Below are 13,556 nucleotides of genomic sequence, written 5' to 3' on the forward strand. Positions count from 1 at the left end.
CTGTCGGGACGGTCGAGCGCGCCGCGATCCGGCGGAGCGGAGCCGGCCCGTCGGGCCGGCTCCAGGACGTCAGCGGACGTCACATGCCGAACTGGACGCGCCGGCTGTTGCCACGCTTGAGGTTGCGGAAGCGCGCCATCGCCCAGAGCGGGAAGAACTTCGGGTAACCATGGTACCGCAGGTAGAAGACCCGCGGGAAGCCCGTGGCGGTGTAGCGCTCCTCCTTCCAGAACCCGTCCGCGCCCTGCGTGCGGGTCAGGAAGTTGATGCCCCGGGTCACGGCCGGATCGTCGACCGCGCCGGCCGCCATCAGGGCGAGCAGCGCCCAGGCGGTCTGCGAGGCGGTGGACGAGCCGGGCTCGAAGGCCGGGTCGATCTTGTACGAGGAGGCGTCCTCACCCCAGCCGCCGTCCGGGTTCTGGATCCGGATCAGCCAGGACACGGCCTTCTGGATGCGCGGATCGGCGGAGTCGACCCCGGCGGCGTTGAGGGCGCAGAGCACCGACCACGTGCCGTAGATGAAGTTCATGCCCCAGCGGCCGTACCACGAGCCGTCCTCCTCCTGATCGTTCAGGAGGTAGTTCACGCCGCGGTCGAGGGCGCGGGAGGTCTCCCGGGTCTCGCCGAGCTGGGACAGCATCCCGACCACGCGGGCGGTCACGTCCGCGGTCGGCGGGTCGAGCAGCGCGCCGTGATCCGAGAACGGGATGTGGTTGAGGTACATGTGGTTGTTGTCGGCGTCGAACGCCGCCCAGCCACCGTCCTCGGATTGCAGACCCTCGACCCATTCCCGGGCGCGGGCGATCGCGGCCTTGTAGTCCGGCATGCCGGCGACGAGGCCGTGCTGATGCATGGCCCGGTCCATCGCCATCACCACCACGGCGGTGTCGTCGAGGTCGGGATAGTGCGCGTTGGCGTACTGGAACGCCCAGCCGCCCGGCCGGACCTTCGGCTTGCGCGCCGCCCAGTCGCCGACGATGTCGAGCACCTGCCGGGGCTTCAGCCAGTCCAGACCGGCACGGGCCTGGGCCTCGGCCTCGGGGCCGCCGGCCTCGAGCAGCGCGTGGCTCGCGAGCGCCGTGTCCCAGACCGGCGATACGCAGGGCTGGACGTAGGCCTCGTCGGCCTTCTCGACGACGAGCTTCTCGATGGCGTCGCAGGCGACGCGGACCTGCGGGTGATCGGGCCGGTAGCCCATCACCTCGTACATCAGCACCGAGTTGACCATGGCGGGGAAGATGGCGCCCAGGCCGTCCTCGCCGTTGAGGCGCTCGCTCACCCAGGCGCGCGCCATCTCCATGGCGCGCTGCCGGCTCTTGCGCGGCAGGTGGTTCTCGACCCGCTGCAGCACCCGGTCGATGAAGCCGAAGATCGGCGTCCAGGGCCACGTGGCGTGGGGCGAGCCCGGCCAGGAGCGGACGCTCTCCGGCGGGGTGACGAACAGCTCCTGCACGCTGATGCCGCGGGGATTGCGCGCCCGGGGCTTGGTCGCCTGGAGCACGAACAGCGGCACCACGGTGGTGCGGGCCCAGTAGCTGATCTTGTCGAGGTGGAACGGGAACCACTTCGGCAGGAACATCACCTCGACGGGCATCACCGGCACGGCGCGCCAAGGCACCTCGCCGTAGAGGGCCAGCATGAAGCGGGTGAACACGTTGGCGTTGGCCGCGCCGCCGCGGGACAGGATGCCCTCGCGCGCCCGGCGCATGTGCGGCGCCTCGATGTCGTCGCCGATCATCTTGAGGGCGAAATACGCCTTGACCGTGCAGCTCATGTCGAACGGCCCCTCGTGGACGAGGGCCCATCCGCCGTGCCGACCCTGCGTGCGGCGGAGGTAGTTGCCGATCTTGGCCTCCAGGTCGCCGGGGACCTGGGTGCCGCGGAAATGGTGGAACAGGATGTACTCGGACGGAATCGTCGCATCCGCCTCGAGCTCGAAGCAGATATGCCCGTCGTCGTGCGCCAGGGCGGTCAGCGCGCGCGTCGCCTGCGCCACGCCGCGCTCGACGTCCTCGAGCGAGATCCCTTGAGTCTTCGAGCGCTGCAGCGCCTCGACTTTGCTAACGGCCTCTCTCATAGTCCTCGCCTCGAACGACCGCCTCGCGGCGGACGCCATGCCTCAAGCTGCGCCGCGCACCTGGGTTCCAGCACGCGCGGCAGATCCCGCACGCAAGGAACGTGCGGCCGTCTGGCCAGAGCGGATCGCTCCCTCGATCGTCGACGGCAGGCCGGTGGCGGTCCAATCGCCTGCCAGGACGAGATTGTCGTAGGCGGTTTCGGCCTTCGGGCGCCGCGCGGCTTCCGCCGGCGTCGCCGCGAAGGTCGCACGCTTCTCCTTTACGATCTGCCAGCTGGGCAGGTCCGGTGCAAGGTTGCACAACTGTGCGATCTCGGCCCAGATCTGCCGCGCGAGGTCTTCGCGGGGCACGTCGAGGAGCCGGTCGGCACCGCTGATCGTGACCGAATACCGGTCGGGATAGGCGAAAAGCCACTCCGTGAGGCTGTTGACCACGCCGAGGACGAGCGGGCTGCCGGGCTTCGGCACCAGCGCGAAATGCGCGTTCACGATAGAGCGGAATTCCACCGGTGCGAGGAGACCGGGCAACACCTCCCGGGCGACCCACGGCGGCAGCGCCAGCACGACGCCGTCCTCCGGACCGAGGGTCTCGGCACCGTCCGAGAACACGAGCTGTCCGACGCGGCCGTCCGCGAGGTCGAGGCCGCGCAGGCGCCGGCCGAGGCGGATCTCGCAGCCGCGGCTCGTGAGGTAGCGGATCGCCGGATCCACGAAGGCGTAGGACAGCCCTTCGACGGCCACGAGCGGGCGGCAGGCCTTGCCGCCCGCCCCCAGGGTCTCGCGCAGGATCCGCGCCGCCAGCCCGACGTCGCTGTCGCGGGGCTCGGTGTTGAGGGCCGCGAGCAGCACCGGGTGCCAGAGGCGCCGGTAGAGCGTGCCCTCGCAGGCCATGTGGGCGCCGATCGTGCCGCCCGCGCCCTCCGCCTTGCCGGAGGCCGCGCGCAGGATCCCGAGGGGCGCGAGGTAGTCCCGCGCCCGGGTGCCGGGGACGCGGCGGGCCGGGCTCATGACCCACCAGGGCAGCCGCCCGGCGTTGGGCCGCAGGCGCCAGCGCTCGCCGGTCTTCAGGTCGGCGAAGTCGAACTCCGCCACGTCCGGCCCCACCAGGGCGTCGGCCGGCGCGCCGATCGTCCGGAGGAACCCGAGGGAATCGGCGTTGCCGGACAGGAGCAGGTGGTTGCCGTTGTCGATGGTCAGGCCGAGGGCCGGGTCGTAGTACGAGCGGCAGCGGCCGCCGGCCTGCTTGGCGGCCTCGTGCAGGACCACCCGGGCGCCGGATTCGGCGAGCGCGACGGAAGCGGCGAGGCCGGCGAGGCCGGCGCCGACGACGTGGACGGTGCCCATCAGATCAGGCCGTGCCGGACGACGACGCCCAGCAGCGCGAGCTTGCCGGGCTTCACCCGGGCACGGGGCATCGCCCAGCCGCGCGCGAGGACCGCCTTGAGGTAGAGGTGATAGGCGGCGGCCATCAGCCGGGCGGCCTTGGTCGCCTTGCGGGGGCTGCGCCGGATGATCTCCCAGGTCGCCTGGTAATGGTCCTCGGCCTCGCGGGCGAGGGAGATGCAGACCTCGCCGATGCGGGGGTGGCCGATCGCCTCGGCCGGCGTCGGGTCGGTGAGGCCGATCGCCCGGAGCTTCTCGCGCGGCAGGTAGAGGCGGCCGCGCTCGGCATCCTCGTCGATATCGCGCAGGATGTTGGTGAGCTGGAGCGCGCGGCCCTGGTGCCACGCCAGCCGGATGCCGTCCGCCTCCGGCATGCCGAAGATCCGCACCGACAGCCGGCCGACCGCGCTGGCGACCCGGTCGCAGTAGAGGTCGAGGGTCTCGGCGTCGGGGGCGACGATGTCCGCGACGGCGTCCATCGCCATGCCGTCGATGACCGCCTGGAAATCCTCGCGCTTCAGGCCGAATCGGCGCACGGGCTCCACGAGGTCGCGCACCCGCGGGGCCGGGCGGCCGGCGTAGAGCGCGTCGATATCGGCCCGCCAGCGGTCGAGCTCGACCTGCCGGACGGCCCGGGTGCCGCCGTCGTCGGCGACGTCGTCGACGGCGCGGCAGAAGGCGTAGACGGCGTACATCGCCTCCCGCCGCTCCTTCGGCAGCAGGCGCATCGCCGTGTAGAAGGAGGAGCCGGCGGCGGGCAGCGCCGGGGCGGCGCTCGCGTGGTCCTGGGCGGGCGTGGCGGTGGCGGTCACGAGCGGATTCCCTGAGCCGCGGCCCGGACGGTCCGGCCGCGGAAGGGCCGGCGCGCCAGGGTGGCGGCGACGCCGCCCAGCGCCGTCAGCGCGAAGGCGGCCTTGCCGTGATGGACTTTCTCCGAGAGCGGGTCGCGCTCCAGCAGGCCCCGGCTCAGCACGACGGCGAGCCGGTGGATGGCGGCGATCTCCAGAGACAGGCGCAGGTCGTCGATCAGGTCCGGCAGGACCGCGCCCTCGTCGAGGAGGTCGAGGCAGCGCTGCGCCAGTTCGCGGATCGCGGCCCGGAGCTGCGGCGGCGCCTCGGCCTCGCCGAGCATCGCCACGGTGGCGCCGTGGCGGTCGAGGCAATCCTGCGGGAGGTAGACCCGGTCGAGCGCCGCGAAGTCCTTGCCGCAATCCTGGAGGTGGTTGATCACCTGGAGCGCCGCGCAGATGGCGTCGGACGCCCGGTAGACCCGGGCCGGGTCTTCGCCGTGCACGTCGAGGACGTAGCGGCCCACCGGCATCGCCGAGTAGCGGCAGTAGTGGATCAGCTCGTCCCAGTCCGCGTAGCGGTTCTTGCGCGCGTCCATGCGGAACGCGTCGAGGAGTTCCAGGGCGTGCCGGGGCGGCAGGCCGCGGGCCGCGAGCTCGCGCTTCAGCGGCTCGGCCTCGGGATCGGACGGCCCGGCGCCGGTGAGCGCGTCGGCGAGGCGATCGAGCAGCTCGATCTTGCGTTCGGGCGACAGGGCGGCGTGATCGGCCACGTCGTCGCCGGCGCGGACGAAGTTGTAGAACGCCAGGATCGCGCCCCGGTGGCGGGGATGGATCAGGTGCGAGGCGACGGGGAAGTTCTCGTCGCGGTGCCCCTTGCCGGAGCGCGTCGCGGTGGCGGAATCGAGGGTGCTCATGCGAGGTAGCCCGCCTCCCGGAACCACGTGATCGCGTCCGACAGGCCCTCGCGGTACGGCCGGGCCGTGTAGCCGAGTTCGGCGCGCGCCTTCCTGTCCGAGAAGAACATCCGGTAGCGCGACATGCGGATCCCGTCGATCGTCGCGAAGGGCTGCCTGCCGGTGACCCGCGCGGCGAGCTGCGCGAAGAACGCCACCGGGTAGACGGCGGCCCGGGGCAGATTCACGGTCGGCGGCTTGCGCCCGACCATGCCGGCGATGTCGGCGAGCATCTGCGAGAGGAACACGTCCTCGCCGCCGAGGATGTAGCGCTCGCCGATGCGGCCCTTGCGCAGCGCCAGGAGGTGCCCCTGGGCCACGTCGTCCACGTGGGCGAGGTTGAGCCCGGTATCGACGAAGGCCGGCATCTTGCCGAGCGCCGCCTCCTGGATGATCCGGCCGGTCGGCGTCGGCTTGACGTCGCGGGGGCCGATCGGCGTCGACGGGTTGACGATCACCGCCCGCAGGCCGTCCCGGGCGACCATCTCCTCGACCACCCGCTCGGCCACGACCTTGCTGCGCTTGTAGGCGCCGATCGCGGTCTCGGGCGTCAGCGGCATGGTCTCGTCGGAGGGCGTGACGCCGTCGGCCGGCGGTTTGATCGTCGCGACGCTCGACGTGTAGACGACACGCTCCACGCCGGCCTCGAGCGCCGCGCGCATCATCAGGCGCGTGCCGTCGCGGTTGGTGCGGACGATCTCCTCCATGTCCGGCGCCCAGAGCCGGTAATCGGCTGCGGCGTGGATCAGGTAGCGCTGGCCGCGCATCGCCGCCGCCACGGCGGCCGGATCGCGCATGTCGCCCTCGGCGATCTCGACGTCGGTCCAGGTGAGGTTGCGGCGGGGGCTCGACGCGCGCACGAGGATGCGCACCGGGAAGCCGGCCCGGCGGAACACGTCGACCAGGGCTGAGCCGAGGAAGCCGCTCGCGCCGGTGATCAGCACGGGACCGACCTCGGACGGGCCGGAAGCTGGGGCCTCTGCCATCGCGGATCTGGAGGATTACCGAAAACCAGTGCGGCCGGGGATCCCCAGCCGCGCCGCGCTTGTGTCATCGAACCGCCCGAGCGGCAAGCTTGAGCGGTGCCGGACAGGGTCGCGCCGCGGCGCGGCACGCGCCCGTGGGCGTGTTCCGCACAACAGGCGGGGCCGTCCCGGCAGGGCCCGGCACGGGACGCGCGGCCCGATCCCCGCGGCCGCGGGGAGTTCGGGCCCGCCACCCAAGCCGCGACCCACGACGCGACCTTGCCACGACCTTGCCAGGTCGCGAAAAACCGACTATGCGCCGCCCCTCGCGTTCGCTCCGGCCGGGGGCTGAACGGACGGTGCCGCTCGCGGCACAGGGCTCTCCCAGATCCCGTCGTCCGGTGTCTCCGCCTTCGATCAACCGCTCGGGCCTGAAAATCGGCTCGAAGGGCTTGGCGCCGAGCGTAGCGCGAGATGAACCGGCCCGAATCAGCCGCCTTCCGGCGGCCGGGCTCCTTTTGACGATGAAAGGCCCGACAATGCCTCTCTACGAGCATGTGCTCTTGGCCCGCCAGGACGTGACGTCCCAGCAGGTCGAGACGATGATCGACACCTACAAGGGTGTGATCGAGCAGAACGGTGGCCGTCTCGAGAAGATCGAGATGTGGGGCGTGAAGTCCCTCGCCTACCGGATCAAGAAGAACCGCAAGGCGCACTTCGCCCTCCTCAACATCGACGCCCCGCCGGCCGCCATCGCCGAGATGGAGCGCCAGATGCAGATCTCCGAGGACGTGCTGCGCTTCATGACCATCCGGGTCGAGGAGCTCGATTCCGAGCCGTCCGCCATGATGCAGAAGCGCGACCGCGACGACCGCAAGGATCGCGAGCGCGGCCGTCGTCGCGATGACGAGGGCTTCGGCGGTGGCGGCTTCGGCGGCGACCGTGGTGACCGCGGCGATCGCGGTGACCGCGGCGAGCGCAGCTTCGGCGGGGAGGGCTAACCCATGGCATTCGGTGCTGGTGCGGGCGGCGGACGCCGTCCCTTCTTCCGTCGTCGCAAGACCTGCCCGTTCTCCGGCGCGAACGCGCCGAAGATCGACTACAAGGACGTCAAGCTCCTGTCCCGCTACGTGTCCGAGCGCGGCAAGATCGTGCCGTCGCGGATCACCGCGGTCTCGGCCAAGAAGCAGCGCGAGCTCGCCCAGGCGATCAAGCGCGCCCGCTTCCTCGGCCTGCTGCCCTACGTGATCAAGTAGGCCATCAGAACCCGCCGGCCCGGCATCTGCCCGGGCCGGCCCTCCCAGAGGGCGGCTCGCGCCGCCCGATCGTTGGGGCGCGTAGCCGCCTCTAACCCTGCCGTACCGGCAGCGGGACAGCGGAATTCATGGCACAGCACATCGGCATCGGTATCGGCGCGGGCCTCGTCTCCGCACTCCTGTTCGGGGTGCTGCTGAAGGCGACGCCGCTCGCGATCCTGCTCTACCTCGTGGCGCCGCTGCCGATCCTGATCGTCGGCCTGGGCTGGAGCCACAAGGCCGCGCTCGCCGCGGCCGCCGCCGGCAGCCTCGCGCTGGTCCTGGTGATCGCGCCCTTCCTGGGACTGGCCTTCGCGGCCTACATCGCCCTGCCCGCCTGGTGGCTCGCCTACCTCGCGCTCCTCGGGCGCGAGACGCCCGCCGGCCTCGAATGGTACCCGACCGGCCGCCTGCTCGGCTGGATCGCCGCCACGGCCGCCCTCGCCTTCATCGCCATCGCGGTCCTGTCGTCGCCGAACCACGCCGCCTTCGACGCGCAGCTGCGCGGGCTCGCCCAGACCCTGGTCCAGACGCGGCTGCCCTCCGCCCGCCCGTCCCCCGAGACCCCGCGCGCAGATGCCCCGCGCGCCGACGCGCCCTCGACCGGCGGCGAGGCGGGCGGCAAGGACGGGGCGGCGACGCCCGGTCCGGCCCCGCAGGCCGACGCCGACCCGGCGGACGTGACGCGGGCCGAGGTGGCGGACGCCCTCGCCCGCGTCGTGCCCGCCTTCGCGGCGAACGGCCTCGCCCTGCTGCTGGCCTTCTACCTCTGGGCGTCGGCCCGGATCGTGAAGATCTCCGGCCGCCTGCCGCGGCCCTGGCCCGACATCCCCTCCACCGCCATGCCGCGCAGCACGCTCGTGGCGGTCGCGGCGGCCGTCGGGATGTGCTTCGCGCCCGGCTATGTCGGCGTGTTCGGGGTCGCGCTGCTCGGCGCGTTCAGCGCCGCCTTCGCCCTCCAGGGGCTCGCCGCCTTCCACGACCGCTCCCGCGGCCGGCCGGGGCGCGGGCTCATGCTGTTCGGCATGTACCTGATCCTGTTCGTGACCCAGGGCATCGCCCTGGTCGCCCTGACCCTGTTCGGCCTCGCCGACACAGCCCTCGACCGCCGACGCCCCAAGGGCGATCCGGCGCCGTGAGACCCCGGCCCGCGTGGCCGAACACCTGAAGGAGAAAGACCATGGAAGTGATCCTGCTCGAGCGCGTGGCCAAGCTGGGCCAGATGGGCGAGACCGTGAATGTCCGTCCGGGCTTCGCCCGCAACTTCCTGCTCGCCCGCGGCAAGGCCCTGCGCGCGACGGAAGCCAACAAGAAGCACTTCGAGGCCCAGCGCGCCCAGCTCGAGGCTCGCAACCTCGACCGCAAGAAGGACGCCGAGGTCGTCGCCGAGAAGCTGAACGGCCAGAGCTTCGTCCTCATCCGTCAGTCCGGCGAGACCGGCGTGCTGTACGGCTCGGTCTCGACCCGCGACCTCGCCGAGGTCGTCGCGAAGGAGGGCTTCACGGTCGATCGCGGTCAGTTCACCCTGAACCAGCCGATCAAGACCCTGGGCCTTCACACGGTCCCGGTGGTGCTGCACCCCGAGGTCGAGGTGGAGATCACCGTCAACGTCGCCCGCAGCCCCGAGGAGGCCGAGCGTCAGGCCCGCGGCGAGTCGGTGACCGAGCGCGAGGCGTTCAACCTCGACGACCTCGGCCTCGAGGTCGGTCAGGCGCTGGCCGATGCCGGCGAGGGCGCCGACGACCGCGGCTGATCCCCGTTTTCAGGCTTGACCGGCCGGCCAACCGGCCGGTCAAGCCTGCGGCGGCGTGGCCGGGCAGCGAGGCCGACCCCGCCGTGTATACCGGTGAACACTGGGGATGATGGTCCCCGAGACTTGACACGTTCCAGTTTTGTTCCAGCATGGACGCCCGCCCCTCGCGAGAGTCGGCGGGCGTCCGCTTTTCCGCGCCCCGGCCCGGGAGAACCGGCCGTCGGCTAGGCTTCGGTAACCATACCGGCGCCAAGGTCGTGCGGTGTGATCCTGGCGCGCCCGCCGCGGCGCCTGATACGGAGTCGTCCGCCGATGGCCTTGCCCAATGCGCTCACGGCCAAGCTCGAAGCGGTCCAGGCCGAGTACCGCGTCGCCCCGCACAACATCGACGCGGAGCAGGCGCTGCTGGGCGCGATTCTGGTGAACAACGACGCCTATTACCGGGTGTCAGACTTCCTGCTGGCCGAGCACTTCATGGAGGATGCCCACCAGCAGATCTTCACGGTGGCGGCCTCCCTGATCAAGGCCGGCAAGCTCGCCACGCCCATCACCATGAAGACCTATCTGGGCGACGCCGATTTCGGCGGCCAGACGGTGATGCAGTACCTCGCGCGCCTCGCCGCCGACGCGACGACGGTGATCAACGCCGGCGAGTACGGCCGCACGATCTACGACCTCGCCATCCGTCGCCGGCTGATCACCATCGGCGAGGATCTGGTGAACGGCGCCTACGAGGCGCCGGTGGAGCAAGCGCCCAGGGACCAGATCGAGGAGACCGAGCGCCGGCTCTACGAGCTGGCTGAGGCCGGACGCTACGACGGCGGCTTCCAGAAATTCTCGGACGCGCTGACCGCCGCGGTCGACATGGCCGCCAAGGCCTACCAGCGCGACGGCAAGCTCTCGGGCATCGCCACGGGTCTGTCCGACCTCGACGCCAAGATGGGCGGCCTGCAGCCCTCCGATCTGATCATCCTCGCGGGCCGCCCGGCCATGGGCAAGACCTCGCTGGTGACCAACATCGCCTTCAACATCGCCAAGGCCTATCGCGGCGAGAAGCAGCCGGACGGCACGACCCGGACCGTGAACGGCGGCATCGTGGGCTTCTTCTCGCTGGAAATGTCGGCCGAGCAGCTCGCCACCCGCATCATCGCCGAGCAGTCGGGCGTGCCCTCCTACAAAATCCGCCGCGGCGACATCCGTCCGGAAGATTTCTACAAGATCACCGACGCCGCCCGGGACATGCAGACGATCCCGTTCTACATCGACCAGAGCGGCGGCATCTCGATCGCCCAGCTCGCCGCCCGGGCCCGGCGCCTGAAGCGCCAGAAGGGGCTCGACCTGCTGATTGTCGATTACCTCCAGCTGCTGTCGGGCTCCGGCAAGCGCAGCGACAACCGCGTGCAGGAGATGACCGAGATCACCACGGGCATGAAGGCGCTCGCCAAGGAGCTGGCGGTGCCGATCATCGGCCTGTCCCAGCTCTCCCGTCAGGTGGAGAACCGCGACGACAAGCGCCCGCAGCTCGCCGACCTGCGCGAATCGGGCTCGATCGAGCAGGACGCCGACGTCGTCATGTTCGTGTTCCGCGAGGAGTACTACGTCGGGAACAAGAAGCCCCGCGAAGGGACCGAGGAGTTCTTCGCCTGGGAAGCCGAGATGCAGCGCGTCCACGGCAAGGCCGAGGTGATCCTCGGCAAGCAGCGTCACGGCCCCACCGGCACCGTGGAGCTGCAGTTCGACGCGAACATCACCCGGTTCTCGAACCTCGCGCAGACGGACCGGATCCCCGAGCAGATGTGAGCGTCGCGCCGTCATCGCGAGCGCGGCGAGGCGAGCCGGGCCGGCGCGCGATCGCCGAGTGTGGCGCCGGCTGGATTGCTTCGCTGCGCTCGCAAGGACGGTGAGGAGCTTTGCTGACCGGGACTCGGAGCGATGTCCCGGTCGTTCTGGCCTTCGTCGGGAGCCGCGAACCATCGCCAAGCCCGGCCGTTGTGGGAGGGTGTGTCCCGCCGCGGCAGGAGCGACGATGAGCGAGCCGACCCCTCCGAAGATGCCGTACTGGCACGTCTACACCGATGCGGAGGGTGTGAGCCGCCAGGAGCTGTTCCACCTCGAGCGGTTCAAGTTCGAGGGGATCAACCCCGAGACCGCGCCGCAGTGGAACGACAAGATGGACCCGGCGCCGTCGGTCGTGACCTTCACGGTCCTGCCGGTCGGCTGGGTCGGTGAGTGGCACGAGAATCCGCGGCCGCAATGGATCGCCGTCCTGTCGGGCCGCTGGTTCGTCGAGACGATGGACGGCCACCGGGTCGAGATGGGCCCGGGCGAGCTGATGATGGGCGAGGACCAGAACACGAAGGCGCGCGACGGCCGGAAGGGCCACCTGTCCGGCACGGTAGGCGACGAGCCCTGCACGATGATCGTGACCGGGCTCCAGGTCGAGCCGACCGTCAATCAGCCCGGCCGCTTCAAGTAGGGGCGGTTCCATGGACGACTTCGAACTCACGCAGCCGCGCTTCAAGGCCTACATCCTGCCGAACGCGCCGCTGCAGAAGCTCGCGGACGGGTTCCGCTGGACCGAGGGCCCGGTCTGGTTCGGCGACCGCGACGAGCTCCTGTTCTCGGATCTCCCCAACAACCGGGTGATGCGCTGGTCGGAATCCGCCGGCCTGAGCGTCTACCGCGAGGCGAGCGACTTCGAGAACGGTCACGCCCGCGACCGCCAGGGGCGGATGCTGTCCTGCTCGCACCGCGGCCGGCGCATCAATCGGACCGAGCTCGACGGGCGGGTCACCGGCCTGGTCGAGCATTACCGGGGGCGACGCCTGAACTCGCCCAACGACATCGTCTGCAAGTCGGACGGGACGATCTGGTTCTCGGACCCGCCCTACGGCATCCAGACCGACTACGAGGGCGGCAAGCAGGAATCCGAGCTGCCCGCCGCCGTCTACCGCTTCGATCCGCGCGACGGCTCGCTGCGGGTGGTGGCCGACGACTTCCAGGGGCCGAACGGGCTCTGCTTCTCGCCCGACGAGCGCAGGCTCTACATCGTCGAGACCGGGCTGCAGTTCGACACCGATCCGCTCCAGCACGTGCGCGTCTTCGACGTGGCCGAGGACGGAAGCCTGTCGGGCGGCGACGTGTTCTGCCGGATCGCGCCCGGTAACGCCGACGGCATCCGGTGCGACGAGCACGGCAATGTCTGGTCGAGCGCCGGGGACGGGGTCCACTGCATCGACCCCGGCGGCGAGCTGGTCGGCAAGATTTTCGTGCCCGCGACGGTCGCCAATCTCACCTTCGGCGGACGCAACGACAGCCGCCTTTTCCTGTGCGCCTCGCAGGCGCTCTACGCGATCTACGTGAACGTGCGGGGAGCGCCGCTCCTGTGAGCGGCACCGCTCCCGAGGGCGGCGTGCGGGCCCTCACGGGGTTCGGCCGCACGGTCGCGGACCTCGCCGTCACGGAGGCCTTCTACCGGGACGGGCTCGGCTTCGCGCGGGCCGCCCCGCCGGAGCCGGTTCCCGCCGCGCAGGCGGAGGCGATGGGGCTCGCGGACCGGCGCGCCACCCAGCTGCGCATGCGCCTCGGCGGGCAGACCGTGACCTTCCTGGCGGTCGATCCGCCCGGCGCGCCCTACCCGGCCGATCCCGCGGCGACCGACCCGTTCTTCCAGCACCTCGCGATCCCGGTCCGCGACATGGAAGCCGCGGCCGCGCGACTGGCACGGCTCGCCCCGACGCCGATCAGCCGCGGCGGGCCGCAGCGCCTGCCGGCCTCCACGGGGGGTGTGATCGCCTACAAGTTCCGCGACCCCGACGGGCATCCCCTGGAGCTGATCTTCTTCCCCGACGGCCCCGCGGCCGCCCGCTGGCGCGACGCGCCGGGCCTGTTCCTGGGGATCGATCACTCGGCGATCACCGTCACCGACCTCGACGCCACCCTGGCCTTCCTGACCGGCCCCCTCGGGCTGGCGGTGACGGAGCGCGGCCTGAACCGCGGGCCGGAGCAGGCGCGCCTCGACGGAGTCGACGATCCGCAGGTCGACGTGATCGCCCTGTCGCCGCCGGACCCCGCGCCGCACGTGGAGCTCCTGCATTACCGCACGCCCGCGACCGAGCGGCGGCTCGTCGTCGAGCCCGCCGACCGGGCCGCCACCCGCTACGTGTTCACCGCAGCGGATCCGCGGGCCCTGTCGCGGCGCCTGCGCGAGAGCGGGCGAACGCCGCGGACCTCCGCCGACGGCACGGCAGCCTACTGCGCCGGCCCGGACGGACACGGCTTCTTGTTCGTGCGCGGCTGAGGCCTCCGCGCCGCGAGCGTGCTCCGGGCTTGACGCGTC

13 protein-coding genes are annotated in these 13,556 nt (G+C 71.4%); 8 read left to right on the forward strand and 5 right to left on the reverse strand.

Annotation, left to right across the window (positions count from 1 at the left end):
* Positions 1-79: 79 nt before the first annotated feature.
* From shc to hpnA, 5 genes are read right to left on the reverse strand one after another with little or no spacing between them, the layout of a single operon-like run.
* On the reverse strand, positions 80-2,077 hold the full coding sequence (gene shc / locus BLW78_RS10155) for a squalene--hopene cyclase (RefSeq protein WP_091679131.1): 1,998 nt from the start codon (positions 2,075-2,077) through the stop codon (positions 80-82).
* A 42-nt stretch (positions 2,078-2,119) separates the two neighbouring features.
* A complete protein-coding gene (gene hpnE / locus BLW78_RS10160; protein ID WP_091679133.1) occupies positions 2,120-3,421 on the reverse strand; it encodes a hydroxysqualene dehydroxylase HpnE in 1,302 nt (433 codons plus the stop codon).
* Positions 3,421-4,272 carry a presqualene diphosphate synthase HpnD gene (gene hpnD / locus BLW78_RS10165; RefSeq protein WP_056531746.1) on the reverse strand — a complete coding sequence of 284 codons (852 nt, stop codon included), beginning with the start codon at positions 4,270-4,272 and terminating at the stop codon, positions 3,421-3,423. Before hpnD ends, hpnE begins: the two co-directional genes overlap by 1 nt.
* Entirely contained in the window at positions 4,269-5,165 is an 897-nt protein-coding gene (gene hpnC / locus BLW78_RS10170) for a squalene synthase HpnC (RefSeq protein WP_056531744.1), read from the reverse strand. Before hpnC ends, hpnD begins: the two co-directional genes overlap by 4 nt.
* Positions 5,162-6,190, reverse strand: a complete 1,029-nt coding sequence (gene hpnA, locus BLW78_RS10175; RefSeq protein WP_026604540.1) for a hopanoid-associated sugar epimerase — start codon at positions 6,188-6,190, stop codon at positions 5,162-5,164. The genes hpnC and hpnA overlap by 4 nt, the downstream gene beginning before the upstream one ends.
* 518 nt (positions 6,191-6,708) lie before the next feature.
* On the opposite strand from hpnA, the gene rpsF reads away from it, so the two are divergent.
* From rpsF to BLW78_RS10215, 8 genes are all read left to right on the forward strand, one after another.
* Positions 6,709-7,170, forward strand: a complete 462-nt coding sequence (rpsF, locus tag BLW78_RS10180; RefSeq protein ID WP_020090632.1) for a 30S ribosomal protein S6 — start codon at positions 6,709-6,711, stop codon at positions 7,168-7,170.
* A gap of 3 nt (positions 7,171-7,173) precedes the next feature.
* The gene (gene rpsR, locus BLW78_RS10185) at positions 7,174-7,425 is read left to right on the forward strand and encodes a 30S ribosomal protein S18 (RefSeq protein WP_007561044.1); all 252 of its coding nucleotides are present in this window, start codon (positions 7,174-7,176) and stop codon (positions 7,423-7,425) included.
* A gap of 128 nt (positions 7,426-7,553) precedes the next feature.
* On the forward strand, positions 7,554-8,603 hold the full coding sequence (locus BLW78_RS10190; RefSeq protein ID WP_020090633.1) for a DUF2232 domain-containing protein: 1,050 nt from the start codon (positions 7,554-7,556) through the stop codon (positions 8,601-8,603).
* A 41-nt stretch (positions 8,604-8,644) separates the two neighbouring features.
* Positions 8,645-9,217, forward strand: a complete 573-nt coding sequence (gene rplI, locus BLW78_RS10195) for a 50S ribosomal protein L9 (protein WP_020090634.1) — start codon at positions 8,645-8,647, stop codon at positions 9,215-9,217.
* 312 nt (positions 9,218-9,529) lie between these two features.
* A complete protein-coding gene (locus BLW78_RS10200; protein ID WP_020090635.1) occupies positions 9,530-11,017 on the forward strand; it encodes a replicative DNA helicase in 1,488 nt (495 codons plus the stop codon).
* Positions 11,018-11,243: 226 nt separating this feature from the next.
* Complete coding sequence (locus tag BLW78_RS10205; protein WP_020090636.1) at positions 11,244-11,693, forward strand: cupin domain-containing protein; 450 nt, start codon at positions 11,244-11,246, stop codon at positions 11,691-11,693.
* Between the two features lie 10 nt (positions 11,694-11,703).
* Positions 11,704-12,606: an SMP-30/gluconolactonase/LRE family protein gene (locus BLW78_RS10210; protein WP_091679136.1), complete on the forward strand. Its 903-nt coding sequence runs from the start codon at positions 11,704-11,706 to the stop codon at positions 12,604-12,606.
* A complete protein-coding gene (locus BLW78_RS10215) occupies positions 12,603-13,517 on the forward strand; it encodes a VOC family protein (protein WP_091679138.1) in 915 nt (304 codons plus the stop codon). Before BLW78_RS10210 ends, BLW78_RS10215 begins: the two co-directional genes overlap by 4 nt.
* The last annotated feature ends 39 nt before the right edge of the window (positions 13,518-13,556 follow it).

It is taken from the genome of Methylobacterium sp. 275MFSha3.1 (assembly GCF_900108435.1).
Classification (GTDB): Bacteria; Pseudomonadota; Alphaproteobacteria; order Rhizobiales; family Beijerinckiaceae; genus Methylobacterium.

Excerpts from the sequence above, each read along its gene's own strand:
- rpsR (WP_007561044.1), top strand. The coding sequence starts at position 7,174 with ATGGCATTCGGTGCTGGTGCGGGCGGCGGACGCCGTCCCTTCTTCCGT.
- BLW78_RS10205 (WP_020090636.1), top strand. The coding sequence starts at position 11,244 with ATGAGCGAGCCGACCCCTCCGAAGATGCCGTACTGGCACGTCTACACC.
- rpsF (WP_020090632.1), top strand. The coding sequence starts at position 6,709 with ATGCCTCTCTACGAGCATGTGCTCTTGGCCCGCCAGGACGTGACGTCC.
- BLW78_RS10190 (WP_020090633.1), top strand. The coding sequence starts at position 7,554 with ATGGCACAGCACATCGGCATCGGTATCGGCGCGGGCCTCGTCTCCGCA.
- rplI (WP_020090634.1), top strand. The coding sequence starts at position 8,645 with ATGGAAGTGATCCTGCTCGAGCGCGTGGCCAAGCTGGGCCAGATGGGC.
- hpnA (WP_026604540.1), bottom strand. The coding sequence starts at position 6,190 with ATGGCAGAGGCCCCAGCTTCCGGCCCGTCCGAGGTCGGTCCCGTGCTG.
- hpnC (WP_056531744.1), bottom strand. The coding sequence starts at position 5,165 with ATGAGCACCCTCGATTCCGCCACCGCGACGCGCTCCGGCAAGGGGCAC.
- BLW78_RS10210 (WP_091679136.1), top strand. The coding sequence starts at position 11,704 with ATGGACGACTTCGAACTCACGCAGCCGCGCTTCAAGGCCTACATCCTG.
- BLW78_RS10200 (WP_020090635.1), top strand. The coding sequence starts at position 9,530 with ATGGCCTTGCCCAATGCGCTCACGGCCAAGCTCGAAGCGGTCCAGGCC.
- hpnE (WP_091679133.1), bottom strand. The coding sequence starts at position 3,421 with ATGGGCACCGTCCACGTCGTCGGCGCCGGCCTCGCCGGCCTCGCCGCT.
- shc (WP_091679131.1), bottom strand. The coding sequence starts at position 2,077 with ATGAGAGAGGCCGTTAGCAAAGTCGAGGCGCTGCAGCGCTCGAAGACT.